The organism is Spiribacter roseus (assembly GCF_002813635.1).
Taxonomy (GTDB): domain Bacteria; phylum Pseudomonadota; class Gammaproteobacteria; order Nitrococcales; family Nitrococcaceae; genus Spiribacter; species Spiribacter roseus.
The window spans coordinates 1,007,429-1,029,976 of sequence record NZ_CP016382.1 but is presented as its reverse complement, the minus strand read 5'-3'; the positions used below and the strand labels follow the sequence as shown (position 1 = coordinate 1,029,976).

Sequence of the window (22,548 nt, the reverse complement as noted above, 5' to 3'; positions counted from 1 at the left end):
ACTACTGCCGATGGTCGGTATCGAGCTGCTTTTCAACGCGGTGGCTGTACCGCGACATCCCAAAGCAGAATACCCAGAAACAGAAGGCGACGAATAGATATCCTTCGGCCATGACGTTGTTCCAGGCCGGGTCGCTGAGCGTTGACTTGACCGCACCGAGCAGGTCAAACAGACCGATGATCAATACGAGCGTGGTGTCCTTGAACAGCGAGATCACGGTATTGGCGATCCCGGGGACGACGATCTTCAGTGCCTGCGGCAGGATGATCAGCCGCATGCGGCGCCAGTATCCCAGCCCCAGCGCCTCGGCCGCCTCATACTGTCCCTTCGGGATTGCCTGGAGTCCACCGCGCACCACCTCGGCCATATACGCGGCCTGGAACAGTGTGATGCCGATCAGTGCCCGCAGCAGTTTGTCGAAGGTCACCCCATCCGGCAGGAACAGCGGCAGCATGACCGAGGCCATGAAAAGGATGGTGATCAGCGGCACCGCCCGCCAGAATTCGATGAATATCACGCAGATGCCGCGGATGACCGGCATTTCGGAGCGTCGCCCCAGCGCCAGGGCGACGCCGATGGGCAGGGCGGCGATGATGCCCACATAGGCCAGTATCAGGGTGAGCATCAGCCCGCCCCACTGGGAGGTATCCACCGACTCGAGGCCGAACACACCGCCGGCGATCAGGATATACCCACCCACCGGTAACCCGGTGAGACCGAAAATGGCGACGCCGCGCCGCAGCCTGGCTGGCAGTGGCAGAAACGGCGGGACAACGGCGAGGGCGAACAGCACGAACGCCAGGGTGGGCCGCCAGCGCAGGGCCTCGGGATAGAAGCCATACATGAAAAAGCCGAAGCGCTCCTCGACGAATATCCAGCAGGCCTTGCCGGGCCGACAGGCGTCGACGCCATCGCCGGTAAAGACCGCGCCGATGAACGCCCAGTCGATCAGCGGAATGAGCGTGCTCAGCAGGTAGTAGCCCACCACCAGAGTGACCAGACCATTGATCCAGCTCGAGAAAAGGTTGGCGCGCAGCCAGCGGATGACGCCACGCTGCGTCACCGGAGGGGGCTGATTGGGCAGGGGCTGATGCGGGGCCATGTCGCTACCGCTCCTTCAGCGCCACGGCGCGATTGTAGATGTTCATGAGAAGCGAAATGCTCAGGCTGATCGCCAGGTAGACCGCCATGGTCATGGCGACGATCTCCACGGCCTGACCGGTCTGGTTGAGGGACGTGCCCATGAATACGTTGACCAGGTCGGGATAGCCGATGGCCACTGCCAGGGATGAGTTCTTGGTCAGGTTAAGATACTGACTGGTCAGTGGCGGGATGATCACGCGCAACGCCTGAGGGATGACCACCAGTCGCAATACGCGTCGCGGCGGCAGTCCCAGTGCCAGGGCGGCTTCGGTCTGGCCGCTGCTGACCGAGACGATGCCCGAGCGGACGATTTCGGCGATGAAAGTCGCGGTATAGATCGTCAGCGCCAGAAGCAGGGCACCCAGTTCGGGAATGGCGGTGATGCCGCCTGAGAAGTTGAATCCGCCCATGGCCGGAATATCCCACCCCACCGGCCGCCCCATGACGAAGTAGGCGAGCGCCGGGAGGCCGAGGATCAGCGCGGACGCCAGGGGAAACGCCGGAAAGATCCGGCCGGTCGCGGCCTGACGGCGGCGCGCCCAGGTGACCATCACGGCCGAGGCGATCAGCGCGATGATCAACGCAATGCCGATCCATCCCGCGCCGGCCTCGAACACGGGCCGGGGGATGATGATTCCGCGGTTGCTCAGAAAGGCGACACCGCCGACATCGAGGGCCTGCCGCGGGCCGGGCAGGGTGCCGAGCACCGCGAAGTACCAGAAGAAGATCTGCAGCAGCAGCGGGACGTTACGAAAGATCTCGATGTACGCGAGCGCGAGCTTTGCCACGAGCCAGTTGGTGGAAAGCCGCGCGATGCCGACGATGAATCCGACGATCGTCGCAAAAAGAATGCCCAGCCCTGAGACCAGCAGGGTATTGGTCAGCCCGACCAGAAAGGTCCGGGCATAGGTCATGGTTTCGTTGTAATCGATCAGGCTCATGATGATGCCGAAGCCGGCGGTTTCATTCAGAAACCCGAACCCGGTGCGGATGCCCCGGCTTTCCATGTTGCTGATCGTATTCTGAAAAAGGCTGTATCCGATCCAGGCCACGGCGGCGATTGCGATGAGCTGGAAGGCCACCGAGCGGACGCGCGGATCATTCCAGGGTTTGGGGTTGCCCGGCTTAAGCGGTGTCGGGTCGCTGCTCATGACTGCCGGCCTGTGCCGTGGGTGAGTGGGTTGTCAGCACCCGGGCATCGGCATCCGACGCCCGGGCGGTTTCATTGCGCCGTAGTGCGCTTACCGGAACGGCGGTGCGTAGAGGATGCCACCGTCGGTCCACAGGGCATTATTGCCCCGGTTGAGGCCAAGCGGCGTGTCCGGGCCCACGTTACGCTCGAACATCTCGCCGTAGTTCCCGACCTGGCTGATCACATCGACCATGAAGTCGTCGTCGAGGCCAAGGATCTCGCCCATGTTGCCGGAGGTGCCGACGATACGCTGCACGCTCGGGTTGTCCGAGGACTCCATCTCTTCGACGTTCTCCGAGGTGATGCCGTACTCTTCGGCATTGATCTGCCCGAACAGCACCCATTTGACGACGTTGAACCATTCGTCATCGCCCTGCCGGACCACGGGGCCCAGCGGTTCCTTGGAGATGATCTCCGGCAGGATCTCGGCGGAATCCGGATCCGTCAGCTGGGTCTTCAGCGCCGCGAGCTGCGAGGTGTCCGAGGTCAGGACGTCACAGCGGTTGTTGTCAAAGCCCTGGGCACTCGCCTCGGAGGTGTCGAACACCACCGCTTCGTACTCCATGTCGTTGGCCCGGAAAAAGTCGGCCAGGTTGAGCTCGGTGGTGGTGCCGGCCTGGGTGCAGACCGCGGCCCCGTCGAGGTCGTAGGCGCTGTCGACGCCGAGCGCGGTCTTGATGAGAAAGCCCTGCCCGTCGTAGTAGTTGGTGCCGGTGAAGTTCAGGCCCAGCGACGCATCACGGGTGGTCGTCCACGTGGTGTTGCGCGACAGCACATCGATCTCGCCCGACTGCAGGGCGGTGAAACGCTCCGCGGCGGTCAGGGGGATGAATTCCACGGCATCGGCGTCACCGAGTACCGCGGCCGCGACGGCCCGGCAAGTGTCCACATCGATGCCCGCCCAGTTGCCGCTGCTGTCGGGTTGTGAAAACCCGGGCAGCCCGTTGCTGACGCCGCAGCGCAGTTCCCCTGCATCCTGCACGTCCTGAAGGGTGGCCGCCTGTGTGGTGCCGGCAAACGCCAGCAGCCCGGTCGCGGCAAGGCCCATTGAGATGATTGTCTTATTCATTCCCGCGTTCCTCTTTTGTCTCGAGGGTGTGCAAAGCCAGTTCGGCACCCCTGTTTCAAGCAAACTACGTGCCAATCGGGTGGACTCTCCTCCTCGACCCGCGGCCGTCAACGGTGCCGGGATCCGTTATGTCACGGATGCACCAGTCTGGACAAGTCCGGGCGATCTGCACACAAACAGTGCATCTGATGGCATGGACGACCCGGCATCCGCCTGCGACGATAGGCGGCTTGAAAAATCCCGGAGAAGCGCATGTCCACCGCCTTTGATCTGCACCTGCCCCGTCATGTCCGGTTTGGTCGGGATACGGCCGTCGAGGCGGTCAGTACCGTGTTCGCCCATGGCCGCCGGGCATTGGTCGTTCATGGTGCCAACGCCGCTCGGGCGCAGTGGCTGGTCGACGGACTGACGGAAATGGGCACCGGGTGCGCGTGCCTGGCCTGCCCCCACGAGCCCGATGTGGGTCTCATCGAGACCGGCGTGGCGCTGGGGCGTCAGGCCGACGTCGACGTGGTCGTGGGGTTGGGCGGCGGGTCCGTGATCGATACCGCCAAGGCGGTGGCGGCGCTCATCCCGGCCGCGGGGGATGTGCTGGACTATCTCGAGGTGGTGGGTGGCGGTGCCGCGTTGGATGCCACGCCGCTGCCGTTCATTGCCCTCCCCACGACGGCCGGCACTGGCACCGAGGCGACCCGCAACGCGGTGATTGACGTGCCCGAGGCCCGCCGCAAGGTGTCACTGCGTGATCCGCGTCTGCTCCCGGCAGTGGCCCTCGTCGATCCTGCCCTGACCGATCACTCACCGGCCGCGGTCACCCTGGCAAGCGGTCTCGACGCCGTGACGCAGGTGATTGAGCCGTATCTCAGCGGTCAGGCCAATCGGTTTACCGATGCACTCTGCCGCGATGCGATTCCTCTGGGACTGACGGCGCTCCGGCGATTGATGGCGGGCGAGGATCCGGCCGCGCGTGACGACATGGCCTGGGTCAGTCTGACCGGGGGGCTGGCCCTCGCCAATGCCCGGCTGGGTGCGGTGCATGGCCTTGCCGGGCCGCTTGGCGGCATGACCGACCTGCCCCATGGCGCCATCGCCGGCGCATTGCTGCCAGCGGCCCTGCGGGCCAATCGCGCCGCCACCCATGGTGCAACCGCCGCGCGGATCCGCGCGGTGGAGGGGTGGATCGCCGACGCCCTGGGTTGCGAGGCTGACACGGCCATTGATCACCTCGCGCAGTGGTCCCGTACGCAGGGGCTGCCCGGTCTGGGCTCGGCGGGGCTAGCGCGCAGTGATCTGCCAGCGATTGCCGCGGCCGCCGAGCGGTCCTCATCGATGAAGGGCAACCCGGTGGTGCTGCCCGCCGAAACCCTGGTGGCGATGATGGAGTCGGCCTGGTGAGTGGCCGTGTGATGCGCGGACTGCTGACGCTCTCAGGAATGATTGATGCGCTCAGCGACCGGGTGGGCCGGGCGCTGCGATGGGTGGCGATGCTGATGATCGCCCTCGGGGTGATCAACGTGATTGGCCGTTATCTGGGCGCGGAGCTCGGCATGCAGCTGTCCTCGAACGCCCTGCTCGAGGGCCAGATCCAGGCTTTCGCGGTGATCTTCCTGCTGGGTAGCGCCTATCTGCTCCGCCACGATGGGCACATCCGCGTCGACATTCTCCAGTCCCGATTCAGCGCCCGCACGCGGGCGTGGGTGGATCTGTTGGGTGCGCTGCTCGCGCTGGTGCCATTCTGTGGGGTCATGCTCCTCAATGGCGTCGACTATGTCGCCCTGGCCTGGGCGCGGGGCGAAGTCAGCCCTAACCCCGGGGGGTTGCCGCTCTACCCGATCAAGACCGTCATCCTGATCGGTTTCGCGCTGTTGCTGGCCCAGGGGATCAGTCAGGCGATCAAGGCCGCCGCCACGCTGACCGGGCGGGAGGCGCAATGATTTACGAGCTTCTGCCCCTGGCCATGTTCGCCGTGCTGCTGGTGTTCCTGCTCAGCGGCTATCCGGTCGCCTTCGCCCTGGCGGGGACGGGGTTGCTGTTCACGCTCATCGCCAGCGACTGGCTGCCCGGTCTGGGCATCGCCCTGCCGTGGGAGCCGCTGTTCCGTGTCGCCCGGCTCAGCATCCTGCCGCAGCGGGTGTATGGCTCGATCATGGACAATTACACCCTGGTTGCCGTGCCGTTTTTCATCTTCATGGGCAGCATGCTCGAGCGCTCGGGCCTTGCCGAGGACCTGCTGCAGACCATGGGCCGGCTGTTCGGACGGCTGCGCGGCGGGCTGGCGGTCTCGGTGGTGCTGGTGGGCATGCTGCTTGCCGCCGCCACCGGTGTGGTGGGCGCCTCGGTGGTCACGATGGGCGTGCTGGCACTGCCGGTCATGCTCAAATACGGCTACGACCAGCGCCTCGCCACCGGCACCATCGCCGCCAGCGGCACGCTGGGCCAGATCATCCCACCGTCCATTGTCCTGATCATTCTCGGCGATCAGATGGGCGTGAACGTGGGGGACCTGTTTGTCGGTGCGCTGATCCCCGGCCTGTTACTGGGCATCGCCTACGTGGCATGGATCGCGCTGGTTGCCTGGCGCCGGCCCCTGGCTGCTCCGGCGCTGCCGGAGGGTGCCGACGACCGCGGCCCGGCTGGCCCCCTGTGGCTGGCGGTGCTGCGCTGCCTGGTCCCACCGCTGGCGCTGGTGGGCGCGGTGCTGGGGACGATTTTCGTGGGCTTGGCCACCCCCACCGAAGCGGGCGCCATGGGGGCGTTCGGGGCGCTGCTGCTGGCGCTCGCCTATGGCAAACTCTCGCGCGGCAGTCTGCTGTCCGTGTCCGACACCACGGTCCGGCTGACCGCGATGGTGTTCACCATTCTGGTGGGCGCCACGGTATTCGCCACCGTGTTCAGTGCCATGGGCGGTCAATGGCTGGTGGAAGACTTTCTGCTGGCGCTGCCCGGTGGCGAGACGAGCTTCATCCTGTTCGTCATGCTGACGATCTTCATCCTCGGGTTCTTTCTCGACTTCATCGAGATCACGTTCATCGTGGTCCCGCTGGTGACGCCGATCGCCGAGAGCTTCGGGCTGAGTCCCCTGTGGTTTGCGGTGCTGATCGCGATGAACCTGCAGGCCTCGTTCCTGACGCCGCCGTTCGGGTTCTCACTGTTCTATCTGCGCGGTGTCACGCCCGATGCGGTGCCCACCCGCGCCATTTACGCCGGGATCCTGCCCTACATCGGGATACAGCTGCTGATGCTTGTGCTGATCGTGGCCTTCCCTGGCCTGGTCACCTGGCTGCCGGGACTCGCCGGCTGATTCAGTCGGCGTCGCGGTAGATGAATTCGCGGTACCGGTAGCTGTTCACCTGATCCCAGCCGCGCAGCCGGTCGCGGAAGGCCGACCAGTTGGGGTAGATGCGGGCGTAGTCCTCGTTGTCCATGTCCTCTTCGTGCACGGCCGCGGCGCCATTGCGGAAAGCGGCCAGGACGCTGTCGGGAAAGTCGAGGACCTCGACCCCCTGCGATTTCAGGGACTCGAGTGCGACCGGATTCTTGGCCAGGTACTGAGCCGCCATCCAGTTGTTCGCCTCGGCGCAGCAGGCACGGATCTGCGCCTGGATATCGGCCGGGAACCCGCTCCAGACGTCGAGGTTGAAGTAAAAGCCCAGCATGGCACTGGGCTCGGCCCAGCTCGGCAGGTAGTAGTACTGGGCGACGTCCTGCATGCCCAGGATCTGGTCGTCGTAGGGGCCGACCCATTCGGCGGCGTCCAGCGCGCCACGCTCCATCGCGGTGAATACCTCGCCGCCGGGAAGCTGCTGGATGTTCACGCCGGCCTTGGCCATGGCACGCCCGCCGTGCCCCGGGAAGCGCATGCGCAGCCCCTGGAGGTCGGCCGGCGAGTTGATCCGGACATTGAACCAGCCACCGCACTGGGCACTGGTGTTGCCGCCCGGAAAGGCGATCAGATTGTCCTGGGCGTTGAGCTCGTCCCAGAGCGCCTGGCCGTCGCCCGCGGTCATCCAGGCATTCTGCTGCTCCAGGGTCATGCCGAAGGGCAGCGAGGTGAAAAAGCCGTGCGCCGGATTCTTGCCGATGAAGTAGTAGGGCGCGGTGTGGCAGGCCTCGAAGGCGCCGCTGGACACGGCATCGTAGACCTCCACCGGTCCGACCTCGGCGCCGCCCGGCGAGGTGCGGACCCGGACGTCCCCATCGGTGAGGGCCTCGATGCGTTCGGCAAAGTACTCGGCCGTGCCGTAGAGGTTGTCCAGCGAAGCCGGCCATGACGTCAGCATATTCAGCCGAAAGCGCCGCGGCTGCGCGATCACTGCCGGCGCGTTGATGCTGCCGGCGGCCACCAGCCCGGTGCCGGCGCCCTTGATGAACCCTCGACGATCCATTGCGTTTTCTCCGAACCTAAAACGGCAAGCGTAATGCCGGCTGTGGACCCGCCGCAATGGCTGACGGGCGATGGCGGTTTTGCTACTGTCAGTGACCAACAAGATAAGGGGGCAGTAATGACGACCTACACACCCACCCGGGTATCCGACTGGGCCAATGGCAACCGCATCCGGCAGGCGCTCTGCGTGCTGGTGGGCACGGGATTACTGGCGCTTTCCGCGCGGGTCGAGATCCCGTTCTGGCCGGTGCCGTTCAGCATGCAGACCTTTGTGGTGCTGGCCCTCGGCATGGTCTATGGCCCCGTACTGGGGGCGGCGACGGTGCTGACCTATCTGGCCCAGGGGCTGATGGGGCTGCCGGTGTTTGTCGGCGGCGGTGGGCCGGCCTATCTGGCGGGTCCCACGGGGGGTTATCTGCTGGGCATGGTGGCGGCGGCATGGGTCGCTGGCTGGCTGGCGTTTCACGGCTGGGCCCGGCATCCGCTGACCGCGATTGCCGCGGCGGGCATCGGTAACCTGCCGGTCTATCTGCTGGGACTGCCGTGGCTTGCGGTGTGGGTCGGCAGTGCCGAGCAGGCGGTGGTTGCCGGCCTTGTGCCGTTCATCCCCGGTGCGATTCTCAAGGTCATCGGCGCCGGTCTCGTCGCCTGGGGCATGATGCGGATCGCGCGGCGCTAGGCGGCCGGCGGCGATGTCGCGGGATACAACGTCAACCGCCGCCGCCACGGAGATCGCGCCGGGCCTGATACGGATCGACACCGGCTATCTGCGGCCGGCGCATACGGCCTGCTACCTGGTCATCGACCAGGGCCGGGCAGCCCTCGTCGACACCGGCGTCGTCCACAGCGTCCCGGTCATCCTCGAAGCGCTTGCCGCGTCCGGACTCGACCGCTCGGCGGTGGACTGGGTCATCCCCACCCATGTGCATCTGGACCACGCGGGGGGCGCCGGCCCGCTCATGCAGGCCCTGCCGGAAGCGCGGCTCGGGGTGCATCCCTCGGGCGTAGACCATCTGGTGGATCCCGGGCGGCTCGAGGCGGGCGTCCGGGCGCTCTACGGCGACGCCTTCTTTGATCGTGAATATGCACCGCTCGTCCCGGTGGACCCGACGCGCATCGTGGCGCTGGAGGACGGCGCCATGGTGGCGACGGGCGCAAGGCAGCTCCAGGTCATCCACACGCCGGGGCATGCCTGGCATCACCTGAGTCTGCTGGACGCTGACCGGTCCGTATTCATCGCCGGCGACGCCTTCGGCGCGGGTTATCCCGGCTATGCCGAGGGCGCCGCGCCGTTTCTGGTGCCCGTCGTGCCACCCCCCCAGTTCGACCCTGACGCCTATCGCCAGACCCTCGAGCGCATCCGTGACATCGATCCGCGCTACGTGGCACCGGCCCATTTCCCTTTGATCGAGGCACCGCGCGCCGCCGCGGACCGGCTCCAGACCCTGCTGGATGCGGCCGTTGACTGGACGCTTGAGTGCGACTCCCTGGACGATCTTCAGCGGCGCCTCGTCAGCGGCTGGGCCGAGGCATTGCCGGCCGGCGCGGATCGGGCCGCCTTTGAGCGTGATTTTGGCCTGGATCTGTGGCTGACCGCGGAAGGCCTCTGGCACTGGCGCCGGAAAAAGGCGCGCCGCGCTTCGGGCTAGACGCCCGTCACCCCCAGGATCCACCCTTCGTACGCTGCGGCCGCCGCGGTGGTGGCATCCAGCGTCGGCTCCAAACAGGCGTCAAGCTGATGATTCTGATCGGCGGCCTGCAGCGCCCGGGCAACGCTGTAGGCGTCCTGTTGATCGGCCGTCCGGCCGTCGCGGGGATAGTCGGCGGCCCATAAAGACGGGTAGATCTCGGCGATCGCCGAGCGGTCCGCGGGTATGGACCAGCCATCAAAGGGCCAGGCATGCAGCCGCGGCCCGAGGCGATGGCGTAGACGATTGATCCATGGCAGCCCGGCGTGGGTTGATTTGGCTACCGATCCCGGCACGTCGAAATGAAATACCGACTTCGCGCCCACCGGATGCTCCGTATGACGGCGCCAGCGTGCGTTGCCGAGGCGGGCCAGGCCATCGCCGCATTCGCCCCGACGGATGGATTCGACGGGGGTGTCGGGCTGGTCGGTCGGCCAATGACGACAGAAGTCGTCGAGAAAAACATCCCAGTCGCGCGCCACGCCATGGGCATCAAACCACGCGCCGGGGAAGGCGAACCCATGGTCGATGCCGACGAGGACGCGGTCATCGGTGAGCAGACGCGTCTCGAGCCATGCCGCCAGCGCCCGACGACTCCAGTGCTGGCGGCCGCTCGGAGTGGGCCGGATCTCGGTGATGGAACCGCCGGCAGTGGCCTCGTAGACACGCAGTCCAGTGAGTCCGCGCTCGGCGGTGGCCGCGCCCGAGTAGTCAATCCCGATACAGGCGTCGAAGCGCGGCATGGGATTCATGCCACCTGAGGGCGTTGCTCCAGAGCGCCTCGGGCGGCGGCTTCGCCGGCCAGCAGCGCGCCCTCCAGCAGGCCCGTGCTCTGGTCGGCCGTTTCCGCTGCGCAGAACCACAACCGTCCGCCCAGGTGCGGGGCCCGCAGTGTCGCAGGCCCCACTGAGGGGTGGGCCGGTGGCTCGCGGCGATCGGCCTCGGAACAGACCGTGTCATCCATGGCCCAGTCGCGGATCACCACGGCCTCGGGCTGCGCGGCCTGCGGCCCGAGGCAGCGCGTGAGCTGATCGATGATCGGCTGCTCCAGCGATCGCCCCCGGCGCTCGGAAAGCGGGGTCGAGATAAATCCGAACAGCGCGGCATCGCCCTCGGCACTGGTGTGGTCATGGGCCTCGAAAAGCGGCCCGACGCGGCTGGCGATACGGCCCGAAAGTCCCGCATCACGCCAGAATGGGTGTGCATACTGGATGATCGCCTTGGCCTGAGCTGCCATCCAGGTCGATTGCCCGGCAAGGGCCCGGTGGAGTCCCGGATCGATCGAAGCAGGCAGGGTGATGCGCTCGGCAACCCGCCGGGGCGGCGCCGCCACCAGAACCTGCCCGGCAATCACCGGCGGACCGGACTGCCGGTGGACTTCGAGGCGGCCGTCATCACGCTGGCGGATCGACTCGACCGGTGAGCCATAGTGGAAACAACCCGCGTCCAGCGGCGCTGCCATCGCCTCGACCAGTCGGCTGGGGCCGCCGACGATGCGCGCCATGCCGAACTGCCCGGGCAGTTGATGGCGCATGGGGGTCGGCGCGAACCCATCGAGGACCGCGTCGCCGTGCTCGTACTGATCGAAGACTGGCAGATCGAGGCGGTCCAGCCAGCGCTGGATGCCCGGCTGAAAGGCCGGCCACACCCACGAAGGGCCGAGATCGCCAACTACGCGTCCATCGGCGTCGGGCAGGCCCTCGATGCGCCCGCCGATGCGATGCCCCGCCTCGAGGATGAGCGGCCGGGTGCCGGCTTCAAACGCCGTCCGCGCAGCCGTCATGCCGGCAAGGCCTGCACCGACGATCGCCAGCTCGGTCTCGATCATGCGTCACCTTTTCTATTTTCTCGCAATGGGCTGAATATCCGATTCCGTCGATTCGTAGCGCAGGGCGCGCATCAGGCTGAAGCAGCAGACCACCAGGATGACCGCCACTGGCAGGCCCGCGGTCAGGGCACCGGTCTGGAGCCCCTGCAGCGCGGTTTCACCGCCAATCAACAGCAGCGTCGCGGCGACCGCCCCCTCGGTAATGCCCCAGATCACCCGCTGGCGGCGCGGCGAGTGCGTCGCGCCGCGCGAGATCAGCGAGTCGACAACGAACGTCCCCGAATCGGACGAAGTGACGAAATATGTGGCAATCAGCAGTGTCGCCAGCGCCGACGTGAGGGTCGACCACGGGAGGGCGTCGAGGGTTCGGTAGAGGGCCACCGTGGTGTCCTCGCTGACCGCCGCGGCAATGCCGGCGTTGCCGCCAAAGACTTCCAGATGCAGGGCCGTGCCGCCGAAGACGGTCAGCCAGGCGAACACGAACAGCGTCGGCAGCGCGAGCACGCCGACAATGAATTCGCGAATGGTGCGGCCACGGGAAATCCGGGCGATGAAAAGCCCGACGAAGGGCGACCAGGCGATCCACCAGCCCCAGTAGAACATGGTCCAGTCCTCGTGCCACTGAGTGCCCTGCATGGCCCCGGTGGACAGACTCAGGCCCACCAGTTGCTGGAAATAGCCGCCCACTGATTCGAGCAGAAAACGGATCAGGAACAGCGACGGGCCGGCCATGAAGATGAACGCGAGCAGCAGCAGCGCCAGGCTGAGGTTGAAGACGCTCAGCCATTTCAGGCCCCGGTCAAGCCCCGAGATCACCGAGACCACGGCAAACCCGGTGATCGTGGCGATGATGCCCACCTGCCAGACAGGCCCCACCGGCATCCCCAGTAACTCGTTGAGTCCGGTGTTGAGCTGCATTGCCCCAAAGCCGAGCGAGGTCGCGAGCCCGAACAGCGTGCCGAACACGGCCAGCGTATCAATGGCGTGACCGATGGGCCCGTGGATCCGATCGCCGATCAGCGGGTAGAAGATCGAGCGGATGGTCAGCGGCAGCTGATGGCGGAAGCTGAAGTATGCCACTGACAGGCCCAGCACCACGTAGACGGCCCAGGCGTGCAGTCCCCAGTGGAAAAAGCTGTAGATCATCGCCTGACCGGCGGCCTCGCGCGTGCCCCCGGGGCCGGTCGGTGGGTTCTGGTAATGCAGGATCGGTTCGGCGACGCTCCAGAACACCAGTCCGATGCCCATCCCGGCGCTGAACAGCATCGCGAACCAGGCCGAGAAGCGAAAATGCGGCCGGTCCCCGGGCTGACCCAGGCGGATGCGCCCGTAGCGACTCAGCCCCAGCCAGATCAGAAAGCCGACAAAGAACGTCACCACCACCAGATAGCTCCAGCCCAGATAGGCGGTGATGAGATCGTGAACGGCTTCGAACAACGCCGTGGCCTGAGCGGGCAGCAGGATGCCAAACGCCAGAAACCCGCCGACGATCAGTGCCGAGGCGGTGAACACCGTCGGGTTGACGGTGGCGAAGAACCGCTCGTCGCGCGGCTTGTCGCGCATCAGCGCCGCCCCGGTCTAGTCGTGATCATCGCCCGCGACGGCATGGGCGGCGAGCGTTTCAAAGCCGATCACGGCGAGGGTTTCTTCGTGGGTGGCCGCAAGGTCGACCAGCGGCGCGACACCGGCGCGATGGGCCTCGAGCCAGCGCCCGGCACACAGGCACCAGCGATCGCCGGGCTTGAGCCCCGGGAAGTCGGCGAATGGTACGGGTGCAGTCAGGTCATTGCCGCGGCTGCGTGAAAACGACAGGAACGCCTCGGTGACGATGGCGCAGACCGTATGCATGCCACCGTCGGCGTGGCCGGTGTTGCAGCAGCCATCCCGGTAAAACCCGGTCACCGGGTCCTGCCCGCAGGGCTGGAGTGCGCTGCCGAATACGTTGGTGCTCTTGAACTGATCCATGTTCCCAGTCTACCCCTGCAGGATGCGGGTTGCCTACGCAGGGTCGAGTGCCTACAATTGGTTGCAAGAATAGCGTCGTGGATCGTATCAGGAGTACTCATGAGGTCACTCGTTCTGCCGTTGGCAACCCTTGCCCTTTTGCTGTCGCTGGCAGCGGGATCCGTCAACGCCCACTCGATGGTGACATCGAGTACACCGGCTGATGGGGCAACCGTCGGCGAGTCGCCGGAACGCATCGCCGTGGCGCTGAGCGCACCCATGCGCATTGTGAGTGTCACGCTGCGTGCCGAGGACGGCACCGACTACGCGGTGAGCGCCATGGCCGGTCGCTCGGCGAGTGACCGCCTTGTCGTCGAGCCGCCGAATCTGCCGGCTGGCGACTACACCCTCGAATGGCGCGGCCTGTCCGGCGACGCACACACCCTGTCGGCGGCGCTCAGCTTTACGGTGAGTGAGCGCTGAGTGCTCGAAGTCATCGCCGACGCGACCGCTTTCGATGGCGTTGTCATCAGCCTCAAGGCGATCACTTATGGCGCTCTGCTGGTGGCGGCGGGGTCCATTCTGGTCGGCCTGACCATCGACGGCGTGCCGTTGAAGGAGCGCCGGTTTCTGCGTCGGCTTGCGGCCGCTCTGGTACCGGTCATCCTGTTTGCACTGATGGCCCAGCTGATGCTGGAGGCAGTCTTTCTCGCCGGCAATGACTGGACGGCCGCGGTCGATGTTCAGCTACTGGGCCTGCTGGCCACGGGCTCGCTGGGAAAGGCACTGGGCCTGGAGGGCCTCGGTGCCGTGTTGCTGGTCGGTGGGTTGATGCGTGGCGCGAGCGGAGCCGCCGTATCGTTGGCAGGTGTTGCGCTGATCGTTGGAGCGTTTGCCGTCGGTGGTCATGTCAGCAACACGCCCGGCGCATTGGATAATCTCCTGCTGGCCATTCACATGCTCTGCCTGGCGTTCTGGGTGGGTATCTTCCTGCCGCTCGAGCGCCTGAGCCATCAGCCCGGCAATGCTGCCGCGCGGGTTGCCGAGGATTTTGGTGACAAGGCACCGGTGGCTGTCGGGCTGTTGCTGGTGGCCGGTGCGCTGACCCTTGACCAGCTCACCGGAGGCATCGTCGCTGCCCTGCAGACACCCTATGGCCAGCTCTTTGCGCTCAAGCTGGCCGCGTTTGCCGGGGTGCTATGGTTGGCGGCCTTGAACAAACGCCGGTACACACCGGCACTGGTTGCCGGGCATCCCGGCGCGCGGCGGCGACTGCGCCGGTCGTTGCACGTCGAAGCGGTAGCGATTGGATTCATCCTGGTGGTGAGCGCGACTTTCACGACGCTGACCGGGTCGAGCGGCTGAGATAGGCCTCAATGCCGTCGAGGGCCTCGGGCATGTGCTCGAAGCGGTGGGATCCTCCCTCGAACACCAGTGCCGCACCCAGCGACGCGTACCGTTTGTGGGTGGCCCGGGCGTCCAGCAGTTCATCGCCGGTATCCAGCACGAGTAGGGGCGGAACCGGGTAATCCGCCGGGTCAGTGGACAGGGCGGTGTCCCGGTAGGAGTCGACGACCGCCGAGGTCAGCGTCTGCGGTGGCTGATCGGGCAGTTTGTAATTCTCAAGGGTCATGCCGCGGTAATGCGCCAGCGCCCAGTGCGGGTCGCAGCTTGGGTTGACCAGGATCGCGGGGCACGCCAGACGCTGACCCATGACGGCCGCAAAGTAGCCGCCCAGCGAGGTGCCGATGAACGCGGTGGTGTCGCCTTCGACGGACTGCGCGGCAATCGACTCGATGATGCTGGCGCGGGGGGCGAAACTGTCGTAGTTGATGCGATGAACGCCGAAGCGGGTGGCGAGTTCGCCGACTTTGGTATCGGTCTCGAGGGCTGCGGAGTTGAAGCCGTGCAGGTAGTTGAGCGTGATCATTGAGTCTCTCGGTGATTGCATTCGGGATTCAAAGACGGGAGACTTTGATTCTAGCGCAGGTGGGAGAGCCCGGCATTCGATGCCGGCGCCGAAGGAGCAACCGCCCCGGAATCTCTCAGGCAACCGGACCGTCTGCGTGCTGATCATTCCGAAAAGCAGTCGGCCGTAGGGTTCGACTCGCCGAAGGAGCAAGCGAAGCGCCGGGTCGCTTCGTCAATCTCTCAGGCACCAGGACGGAAGGGGCACGGATCGCCACAAGGCGATGGGTGCACACAACCTGACTGGGAGTACGACGATGAACCACATTGCAGTCATCGGCGGCGGAATCACCGGCATCACCACGGCCTATGCGCTCACCAACCGCGGCTTCGACGTCACGGTGTTTGAGCGTAACCGCTACGCGGGCATGGAAACCTCCTTCGCCAATGGCGGGCAGCTCTCGGCGTCCAATGCCGAGGTCTGGAATCACTGGCCGACCATCGTCAAGGGCCTGCGCTGGATGCTGCGCTCGGACGCGCCTCTGCTGGTCAACCCCAAACCCTCCTGGCACAAACTCAGCTGGTTCGCCGAGTTTGTCGCCGCGACCCGGCGCTACGCCCACAACACCACGGAAACCGCCCGGCTCGCCATCGAGGCGCGGGACTATCTGTTCGACTGGGGTCGCCGCGAGGGCATTGATTTTGATCTTGAGCGCCGCGGCATCCTGCATATCTACCGCCAGCAGGCCGACTTTGACCACGCCGCGCAGGTCACCCGCCTCCTCGCCGCCGGCGGGCTCGAGCGACGCGCCGTATCACCTGAGGAAATGCGCCAGCTTGAACCCAACCTCGCCGGCGACTATTACGCCGGCTTCTATACCGAAAGCGATTCCACCGGCGACATCCACAAGTTTACCCACGGACTGGCCCAGGTGCTCGAGGCCCGCGGGGTGTCGATGCGGTATGAGTGTGCCATCGAGGATCTCGGCACGGCCGGCTCCGGGGCCTGGGTGCAGACTGACGGCGGGCGCGAATCCTTCGACGGCGTGGTGGTCTGTGCGGGTGTCGCCAGTCGCCGGCTCGCGACCCGCCTGGGTGATCGCGTCAACGTCTACCCGGTCAAGGGCTATTCGATCACGGTCAATCTGGAGGATGCCGCGTCGCGGGAAGCGGCGCCGTGGATGAGCCTGCTCGACGACGAGACCAAGCTCGTCTCAAGCCGGCTGGGTGCCGACCGCTTCCGCGTTGCCGGCACGGCCGAGTTCAATGGTTATAACCGCAACATCCGCCAGGACCGGATCGAGCCGCTGCTGAAGTGGGTTGAGACCTGTTTTCCGGGGGTGAGTACCCGCCAGGCGGTGCCCTGGGCCGGCCTGCGGCCAATGATGCCGGACATGATGCCGCGGGTGGGAGCGGGCCGGCGCCCTGGTGTGTTCTACAACACCGGCCATGGCCATCTGGGCTGGACGTTATCCGCCATCACCGCCGAGCAGGTCGCCGAGACCGTCGAGGCGGCCGCGGCGCCGTCGGTCCCGGTATCCGGGGTCAGGGCCGCCGGTACCAGAACCAGCTGAGCCGCTTGAACCGTCCCGCCCATGGGAACAGGACAAAGGTGGCAAGCACCAGCGCATGCTGCCACGGCCGGAACCAGTCCATCTTGCGGGCCGAGCTGATCACGGGCGGGCAGTCGAGGATCATGAAACGCCGGCCGCGCGGGCGGCCGAGGCGGTCGAGCCGGCGCGAATAACCAATCTCGTCGCCGGCGTAGAGCTGCTCGCTGAATCCGCCGATGGCGGCGTGTGCCGCTGCGCGGGCAAAGACGAAGCAGCCGGCCGCGAGACGCAGGCGTCGCGACAGCCCGTTCCAGGCGGCCAGACCCAGCCGCTGGGGGGCGGACTCCAGGCGATCAAAGCCGATCGGCGCGCCGCCGCCCACGCAGCCCTCATCCATGGCCGCCCGCATTGCCTGCAGCGCCGCCGGCGTGACGCGTGTGTCGGCATCCACGAACAGTAACCAGTCGCTGGCGGCGGCCTCGGCACCGGCGTTCCGCACCCGGGCGATCCGGTGTTCGGGTTCATGCACCACCCGGGCACCCGCCCCGGCGGCGATCGCGGCCGTCGCGTCGGTGGAGGCATTGTCCACCACGATGATGTCCGCCTCGAGCCGGCACGCGCACAGGGAGTCCTGCAGGGTCTGCAGGGTGTCGGGCAGGTAGGCGGCCTCATTCCAGGCCGGGATGATGACCGACAGCTCAGGCATGGTGGGTCTCCAGCGTTGCGCGAAGCCAGCGCTCGAATGTCTCGAGCGCGCCGGTGGGGGAGGCCTCGGGCGGGCGTACCCACCAGTATGACCGGGTACCGGGCACGCGGGTTTCAAACAGCTGCACGAGACGCCCGGCGGCGAGGTCATCGGCCACCATGTGCCAGTCGGCGATGGCCGCCCCCAGGCCTGCGATGGCCGCCTCGATGGCGAGGTCGAGGGTATCGAACTCGAACCCCTTGCCGGCATCCACGCCGTCGATGCCGGCGGCATCCAGCCAGTGCTGCCAGGACAGGTACCGTCCCTCGCGCTTGAGGACATGCAGTAACGTCGCTTCGCCAAGCACGACCGTGCCGTCACGTCGGGTCAGCGCCTGCTGGACCCCCGGCGCTGCCACCGCCACATGCTCCTCCGAGAACAGGTGGCTGCTGTGCAGGTTGGGCCAGTCGCCGGTGCCAAAGCGGATGGCGGCATCCAGCTCATCGCGCTGGGACAGTCGATCCTTGGTCTCGGTGCGGATCGACAGGACCAGCGCGGGGTCCTGCGCCCGCAGGCGATGCAGCCGGGGCATCACCCAGCGGCTGGCGAGGGTGCTGGGGATGTTGAGCGCAAGCCGTCGGCGGTGACGGCCCGCCCGCAGATCGCTCACGGTCTGGCGCATCTGCTCGAGCGACGCCGCCACGGTTTCCATCAACCGCTCGCCGCTGGGTGTCAGGCCTGTCTGCCGCGGCCCGCGAATCACCAGTGTCTCGCCGAGTTCACGCTCGAGCTGCTTGAGCTGGCGCGATACGGCACCGGGCGTGACATGCAGCACGGCGGCCGCCCGGGTGATCGAGCGGCAGCGGGCCACCACCTCGAACGCCTTCAATGCATTCAGTGACGGCAGGTCAGTCGGCATGGATGGCCTTGTCGGATCGGACTTGAGTAAAACGCAATTTGAACCTGCAATTTTATCGATTGAGTCGGCATCAGACGCGCTGATACTACTGGCCGCGTTTACTTCAGCGCAAAGGATGGGCCGATATCATGACCGCTCCTGAAACCCCGACCGACTGGCGGGCCGCCGCCGCGGCCGTTGAGCTCCCCACCCAGGCGTTTGTGGACGGCCGCTACCGGGCGTCGCGTCACGGTGCGACGTTCAATGCCGAGAACCCCGCCACCGGTCAGGTCCTGACGCCGGTGGACGAGTGGACGGCGGCGGATGTCGATGATGCCGTGGATATTGCGGCCGCGCGCTTTGAGGCCGGCGTCTGGGCGGATCGCGATCCGGCCGAGCGCAAGGCGGTCATGCTGCGGTTTGCCGAGGGCATCCGCGCCAATGCCGAGCGCCTGGCGTTGCTCGAGACCCTCGAGACCGGCAAACCCATCAGCCAGACGCAGGCCGTCGATGTGCCGGCCTGCGCCGGGACCATCCAGTGGTACGGCGAGTGCCTCGACAAGCTGTATGACGAAATGGCGCCCGGCGGTAACGACGCGGTCATCGCCATCCGGCGTGAGCCCGTGGGCACAGTGGCCGCCATCGTGCCGTGGAACTATCCGCTGATCATCGCCAGCTGGAAGATCGGGCCAGCGCTCGCCGCGGGCAACAGCGTCATCCTCAAACCGGCCGAGGAGTCCACCCTGGCCAGTCTGCTGCTGGGCGAGATCGCGGCCGAGGCCGGGATTCCGGCAGGGGTGTTCCAGGTCCTGCCGGGCCGGGGACATGTCACCGGCGACGCGCTGGCCGGACACAACCAGGTCCAGGCCATCGCGTTTACCGGGTCGACCGAGATCGGCAAGCGGCTGCTGGTCCGCAGCGGCGAGTCGAACATGAAAAAGGTCGGGCTCGAGTGTGGTGGCAAGTCGGCGCAGATCGTCACCCGCGAGTGCGAGCAGCTGGATGCGGCCGCCGAGGCCATTGCCTGGAGCATCTGGTACAACCAGGGCGAAACCTGCCATGCCGGTTCGCGACTGATTGTTGACCGGCGGGTGGCCGATGCGTTGCTCGAGCGGGTTGAGGCCTTGATGGGGCAGTTTGAACCGGGCGATCCGCTGGATGATGCCACCGTCATGGGGGCGATGATTTCGACCGATCATCTGCACCGGGTACAGGGCTATCTCGACGCCGTGCGCCGTGGGGGAGGTCGTGTGATCGGCGGCGAGGTCATCGAGCGGATCGAGGGGGGTGCGTTCATGCGCCCGGCCATCCTCCGTGACATCGATCGGACCGGGCAGGCGGCGCGCGAGGAGATCTTCGGCCCGGTACTGGCCGTGATGGAGTGCGACGGTCTGGACGAGGCGGTGCGTATCGCCAACGATTCGGAGTATGGCCTGGCGGCGGCGGTCTGGACCGACCGCCTGAGCGATGCCCACCGGGCCGCCCGGCGGCTGCAGGCGGGCACCGTGTGGGTCAACTGCTATGACATGGCGTCGGTGGCGACACCGTTCGGCGGTTACAAGCAGTCGGGGATCGGTCGGGACCGTTCGCTGCATGCCTTCGATAAGTACACCGAGCTCAAGACCACCTGGGTGGCGGTATGAGTGGCCTCGAACTGCACGTGGATCGTCCGGCCACGCCGCGGATCGTTGCCGGGGCTGATGCCCTGCAGCGCCTGGGTGAGGTCCTGCCGGCGACCCCCGCGCCGATCCTGCTGATCGTTGATGCAGGGCTGGTCGCGGCGGGAATGGCGGAACGCCTCGAAGTCGCGCTGCCGCCGGGACGTCCGGTGACCCGGTGGATCTGCCCGGCGGGCGAGCCGACGCTTGCCAGCGTCAACGACGCCGTGGCCAGTGCCCGCCGCCTTGATCATGCGGTGATCGTGGGCCTGGGTGGGGGTAGCGCCCTTGATAGCGCCAAGCTGGTGGCAAGCCTCGCGGCCAGTGCATTGCCGGCGGAGGATTTTGTGCTGGGCCGTAACGTCCCGCCCGCGCGATGGCCTGCGGTGATGATTCCGACAACCTCCGGGACCGGCTCCGAGGTGACGCACACGGCGATCGTGAGTGATCAGGCCGGCCAGAAGCTCTGGGCATGGGCGCCGGATATGGCGCCCGATAGCGTGATCCTCGATCCGACGCTGACCACCAGTGTGCCCCCGGATATGATCGTTGGCACCGGGCTTGATGCGTTTGTGCACGCCCTTGAGGCCATGACCGGGCAGAGCCGGCAGGCCTTCACCGAGGCGTATGGTCTGGAGGCAACACGCCGGGCGCGCGGCGCGCTCGCCAGTTATCGGCACGATCCCCATGACCTGCACGCCGCCGCCGACATGCAGCTGGCTGCGACGCTGGCGGGGCTGGCCATTGATGGCGGCGGCACCGGCATGGCGCATGCCATCGGTCATGCCCTGGGCAGCCTCTACCACGTCCCCCACGGCATTGCCGTCACGCTGGGTCTGCGGGCCAGCCTTGCCTGGAGCATTGAGGCCGATCCCGGTCGCTACCAGCCCGCCGCAGCGGCATTCGGTCTACCCGGCGGGACGGCGGCCGATCTGGCCGAGGCCTTCGATGGCTGGCTCTCGGAACTGGCGTTCGACGCGGTGGCGGCGCGCTCACTGCCCGCGTCGATGAGCGCCGGGGCATTGCATGCCGAACTGGCCGCCGAGCCCAACCGGCCCATGATCCAGAATAACGCGCGGCCTGCCGCGGATGCGGACCTCGCCTGGCTGGCCCGACAGGTGGTGGCGGCATGAGTATCCGGGATATCCGCATCAGTCACCATGTGCTGCCGCTGGATCCGCCGTTCCCCGCCGCCTGGGATACCCGCCCGCGCCGTCGGTTCGGCGCTACCATCGTGCGCGTCGAGGACGACCAGGGCCGCGTCGGCATCGGATCAGGCGATCCGATGCACGGCCTGTCGGAGATGCTGGATCTGTTCATCGGCCAGGATCCATGCGCGCTCGAGCGGCATGCCGAGGTGCTGAGCAATATCGGTTTTCATGCCGGGCGGCCCTGGCCGCTGGATGTCGCGCTGTGGGATCTGGTCGGCCAGATCGAGGGCCGGTCCGCCTGGCGCATGGCCGGTGGTCGGGGTGGGACGATCGCCTGTTATGCCTCAAGCGGCGTGCATCGCACGCCCGACGCCATGGCCGACCAGGCGCGCCGGATGCTTGCCGAGGGTTTCCCGGCAATGAAAATCCGCTTTGGCCGATCCACGCTGGAGGCGGATTTCGCGGTGCTCGAAGCCGTACATCGCGCGGTGGGCGACGGGCTCACCTTGATGGTGGACTGCAACCAGGGCTGGCGTATGCCTTGGGACACCCAGCCGCCGTGGACGTATGCCCAGGCCCTGGAGGTGGCTCGGGAGCTGGAGCGCTACGGCGTGCACTGGATGGAAGAGCCGCTGCATCGCGGCGATTACGCCGGCATGACCCGCCTGCGCCGGGAGACGCGGCTGCTGATCGCCGGCGGCGAAATGACCCGCGAGTGGCACGAGTTCCAGACCCTGCTCGAGCGCGATTGTCTGGACGTCTATCAGCCCGATGCCGTGTGCTCGCTGGGGATGACGCATCTGCGCGCATTGGCCGAACAGGTCGCGGCCGCCGGATGCGTGTTCACCCCCCACACCTGGGGGAATGGGATCGGGCTGCTCGCCAATGCGCATCTGACGGCCGGCAGTGTTGGCACGGCGTTTATCGAGCTGCCCTACGACCCGCCCGAGTGGACACCCGAGCGCCGTGATTTTCCCCTGCTGACCCCGGTGCGGCCGGATGAGCAGGGCAGGCTCGATCTGGGTGACGCTCCGGGCCTGGGGATCACGCTGGACGAGGAGCGGCTGGCGCAGACACGGGTGGCGCCCTAGCGCGGTGGCTCGCAGCGCAGGCGGCGCAGGCGCCATGCCGCCCAGCGGTTATAGGCCCAATCGCCGCACTGGAAAAGCCCCGGCAGGGTGAGCACCCGAGCCAGCCAGCGGAAGCCCCCGCCGGCCACGCGCCAGTAGCCCAGCGAGGCGCGCAGGCCCACCTGCATGCGTCGGCCGTCATGAAAGTGCAGCTGAGCCATCATGTCCGCAAGTTGATAGCCGGCGGGTGGCTGGAATCCGCTCTGACTGATATCCACCAGGTCGATCCGGTGCCTCAGCCGCGGTCGCAGATGGTCGATCTCGCGGCGGCACATGCCGCAGCTGCCGTCGAAGTAGAGCGTGGGCCGTGTCATCCG

Annotated in this window: 23 protein-coding genes and 1 riboswitch; of the genes, 11 read left to right on the top strand and 12 right to left on the bottom strand. The window is 66.7% G+C overall.

The genetic code is table 11. The annotated features are described in order from the left end of the window. Window position 1 precedes the first annotated feature (1 nt). The 3 genes from BBH56_RS05095 to BBH56_RS05085 all read right to left on the bottom strand — a co-directional run bounded on the left by BBH56_RS05095 (window position 2) and on the right by BBH56_RS05085 (window position 3,404). Window positions 2-1,102: an amino acid ABC transporter permease gene (locus BBH56_RS05095; RefSeq protein ID WP_148122141.1), complete on the bottom strand. Its 1,101-nt coding sequence runs from the start codon at window positions 1,100-1,102 to the stop codon at window positions 2-4. Window positions 1,103-1,106: 4 nt separating this feature from the next. Then, complete coding sequence (locus BBH56_RS05090) at window positions 1,107-2,294, bottom strand: amino acid ABC transporter permease (protein ID WP_144348428.1); 1,188 nt, start codon at window positions 2,292-2,294, stop codon at window positions 1,107-1,109. Between the two features lie 90 nt (window positions 2,295-2,384). Next, complete coding sequence (locus BBH56_RS05085; RefSeq protein ID WP_069134027.1) at window positions 2,385-3,404, bottom strand: amino acid ABC transporter substrate-binding protein; 1,020 nt, start codon at window positions 3,402-3,404, stop codon at window positions 2,385-2,387. A gap of 252 nt (window positions 3,405-3,656) precedes the next feature. Here BBH56_RS05085 and BBH56_RS05080 point away from each other — a divergent pair, with 252 nt between their 5' ends. The 3 genes from BBH56_RS05080 to BBH56_RS05070 are packed head-to-tail and all read left to right on the top strand — an operon-like array spanning window position 3,657 to window position 6,705. Then, window positions 3,657-4,799, top strand: coding sequence for an iron-containing alcohol dehydrogenase (locus tag BBH56_RS05080; protein WP_148122140.1), 1,143 nt, complete (start codon window positions 3,657-3,659; stop codon window positions 4,797-4,799). Then, on the top strand, window positions 4,796-5,338 hold the full coding sequence (locus tag BBH56_RS05075) for a TRAP transporter small permease subunit (RefSeq protein WP_235011820.1): 543 nt from the start codon (window positions 4,796-4,798) through the stop codon (window positions 5,336-5,338). Before BBH56_RS05080 ends, BBH56_RS05075 begins: the two co-directional genes overlap by 4 nt. Further along, window positions 5,335-6,705, top strand: a complete 1,371-nt coding sequence (locus BBH56_RS05070) for a TRAP transporter large permease (RefSeq protein ID WP_069134030.1) — start codon at window positions 5,335-5,337, stop codon at window positions 6,703-6,705. The genes BBH56_RS05075 and BBH56_RS05070 overlap by 4 nt, the downstream gene beginning before the upstream one ends. 1 nt (window position 6,706) lies before the next feature. On the opposite strand, the gene BBH56_RS05065 is transcribed toward BBH56_RS05070, so the two are convergent. Continuing rightward, window positions 6,707-7,789 carry a TRAP transporter substrate-binding protein gene (locus tag BBH56_RS05065; RefSeq protein ID WP_069134031.1) on the bottom strand — a complete coding sequence of 361 codons (1,083 nt, stop codon included), beginning with the start codon at window positions 7,787-7,789 and terminating at the stop codon, window positions 6,707-6,709. A gap of 117 nt (window positions 7,790-7,906) precedes the next feature. On the opposite strand from BBH56_RS05065, the gene BBH56_RS05060 reads away from it, so the two are divergent. Both BBH56_RS05060 and BBH56_RS05055 read left to right on the top strand, forming a co-directional pair. Beyond that, on the top strand, window positions 7,907-8,467 hold the full coding sequence (locus BBH56_RS05060; protein WP_144348425.1) for a biotin transporter BioY: 561 nt from the start codon (window positions 7,907-7,909) through the stop codon (window positions 8,465-8,467). A gap of 13 nt (window positions 8,468-8,480) precedes the next feature. Next, on the top strand, window positions 8,481-9,437 hold the full coding sequence (locus tag BBH56_RS05055; RefSeq protein ID WP_148122139.1) for an MBL fold metallo-hydrolase: 957 nt from the start codon (window positions 8,481-8,483) through the stop codon (window positions 9,435-9,437). On the opposite strand, the gene BBH56_RS05050 is transcribed toward BBH56_RS05055, so the two are convergent. From BBH56_RS05050 to BBH56_RS05035, 4 genes are read right to left on the bottom strand one after another with little or no spacing between them, the layout of a single operon-like run. Next, window positions 9,434-10,219: a hypothetical protein gene (locus tag BBH56_RS05050; RefSeq protein ID WP_318262493.1), complete on the bottom strand. Its 786-nt coding sequence runs from the start codon at window positions 10,217-10,219 to the stop codon at window positions 9,434-9,436. The genes BBH56_RS05055 and BBH56_RS05050 overlap by 4 nt on opposite strands. Before the next feature lie 5 nt (window positions 10,220-10,224). Further along, entirely contained in the window at window positions 10,225-11,304 is a 1,080-nt protein-coding gene (locus BBH56_RS05045; RefSeq protein WP_148122137.1) for a flavin monoamine oxidase family protein, read from the bottom strand. A 12-nt stretch (window positions 11,305-11,316) separates the two neighbouring features. After that, window positions 11,317-12,867 carry a BCCT family transporter gene (locus BBH56_RS05040; RefSeq protein ID WP_144348421.1) on the bottom strand — a complete coding sequence of 517 codons (1,551 nt, stop codon included), beginning with the start codon at window positions 12,865-12,867 and terminating at the stop codon, window positions 11,317-11,319. 15 nt (window positions 12,868-12,882) lie between these two features. Then, a complete protein-coding gene (locus BBH56_RS05035) occupies window positions 12,883-13,269 on the bottom strand; it encodes a DUF2237 family protein (protein WP_110882593.1) in 387 nt (128 codons plus the stop codon). A gap of 99 nt (window positions 13,270-13,368) precedes the next feature. Here BBH56_RS05035 and BBH56_RS05030 point away from each other — a divergent pair, with 99 nt between their 5' ends. Together BBH56_RS05030 and BBH56_RS05025 are read left to right on the top strand one after the other, a co-directional pair. Continuing rightward, the gene (locus tag BBH56_RS05030; protein ID WP_144348420.1) at window positions 13,369-13,731 is read left to right on the top strand and encodes a copper resistance CopC family protein; all 363 of its coding nucleotides are present in this window, start codon (window positions 13,369-13,371) and stop codon (window positions 13,729-13,731) included. Then, entirely contained in the window at window positions 13,732-14,613 is an 882-nt protein-coding gene (locus tag BBH56_RS05025) for a copper resistance D family protein (RefSeq protein ID WP_148122136.1), read from the top strand. Here BBH56_RS05025 and BBH56_RS05020 read toward each other — a convergent pair. Then, the gene (locus tag BBH56_RS05020) at window positions 14,585-15,178 is read right to left on the bottom strand and encodes a YqiA/YcfP family alpha/beta fold hydrolase (RefSeq protein WP_157809097.1); all 594 of its coding nucleotides are present in this window, start codon (window positions 15,176-15,178) and stop codon (window positions 14,585-14,587) included. The genes BBH56_RS05025 and BBH56_RS05020 overlap by 29 nt on opposite strands. Window positions 15,179-15,228: 50 nt before the next feature. Further along, a riboswitch (glycine riboswitch) is annotated at window positions 15,229-15,319 on the top strand. 154 nt (window positions 15,320-15,473) lie between these two features. Here BBH56_RS05020 and BBH56_RS05015 point away from each other — a divergent pair. After that, complete coding sequence (locus BBH56_RS05015) at window positions 15,474-16,730, top strand: D-amino acid dehydrogenase (protein WP_144348417.1); 1,257 nt, start codon at window positions 15,474-15,476, stop codon at window positions 16,728-16,730. On the opposite strand, the gene BBH56_RS05010 is transcribed toward BBH56_RS05015, so the two are convergent. Together BBH56_RS05010 and BBH56_RS05005 are read right to left on the bottom strand one after the other, a co-directional pair. After that, window positions 16,702-17,415, bottom strand: a complete 714-nt coding sequence (locus BBH56_RS05010) for a glycosyltransferase (RefSeq protein ID WP_144348416.1) — start codon at window positions 17,413-17,415, stop codon at window positions 16,702-16,704. The two genes, BBH56_RS05015 and BBH56_RS05010, sit on opposite strands and share 29 nt — an antisense overlap. Beyond that, window positions 17,408-18,313 (bottom strand): LysR substrate-binding domain-containing protein, encoded by a 906-nt coding sequence (locus BBH56_RS05005; protein ID WP_144348415.1) that lies wholly within the window; start codon window positions 18,311-18,313, stop codon window positions 17,408-17,410. The genes BBH56_RS05010 and BBH56_RS05005 overlap by 8 nt, the downstream gene beginning before the upstream one ends. Before the next feature lie 128 nt (window positions 18,314-18,441). On the opposite strand from BBH56_RS05005, the gene BBH56_RS05000 reads away from it, so the two are divergent. The 3 genes from BBH56_RS05000 to BBH56_RS04990 are packed head-to-tail and all read left to right on the top strand — an operon-like array spanning window position 18,442 to window position 22,192. Beyond that, window positions 18,442-19,935: an aldehyde dehydrogenase family protein gene (locus BBH56_RS05000; protein ID WP_144348414.1), complete on the top strand. Its 1,494-nt coding sequence runs from the start codon at window positions 18,442-18,444 to the stop codon at window positions 19,933-19,935. Further along, on the top strand, window positions 19,932-21,083 hold the full coding sequence (locus tag BBH56_RS04995; protein WP_144348413.1) for an iron-containing alcohol dehydrogenase: 1,152 nt from the start codon (window positions 19,932-19,934) through the stop codon (window positions 21,081-21,083). Before BBH56_RS05000 ends, BBH56_RS04995 begins: the two co-directional genes overlap by 4 nt. Continuing rightward, window positions 21,080-22,192, top strand: a complete 1,113-nt coding sequence (locus BBH56_RS04990; RefSeq protein WP_144348412.1) for a mandelate racemase/muconate lactonizing enzyme family protein — start codon at window positions 21,080-21,082, stop codon at window positions 22,190-22,192. The genes BBH56_RS04995 and BBH56_RS04990 overlap by 4 nt, the downstream gene beginning before the upstream one ends. Here the strand turns inward: BBH56_RS04990 and BBH56_RS04985 are convergent. Continuing rightward, window positions 22,189-22,545, bottom strand: a complete 357-nt coding sequence (locus BBH56_RS04985; protein WP_144348411.1) for a thiol-disulfide oxidoreductase DCC family protein — start codon at window positions 22,543-22,545, stop codon at window positions 22,189-22,191. The genes BBH56_RS04990 and BBH56_RS04985 overlap by 4 nt on opposite strands. Between the last annotated feature and the right edge of the window lie 3 nt (window positions 22,546-22,548).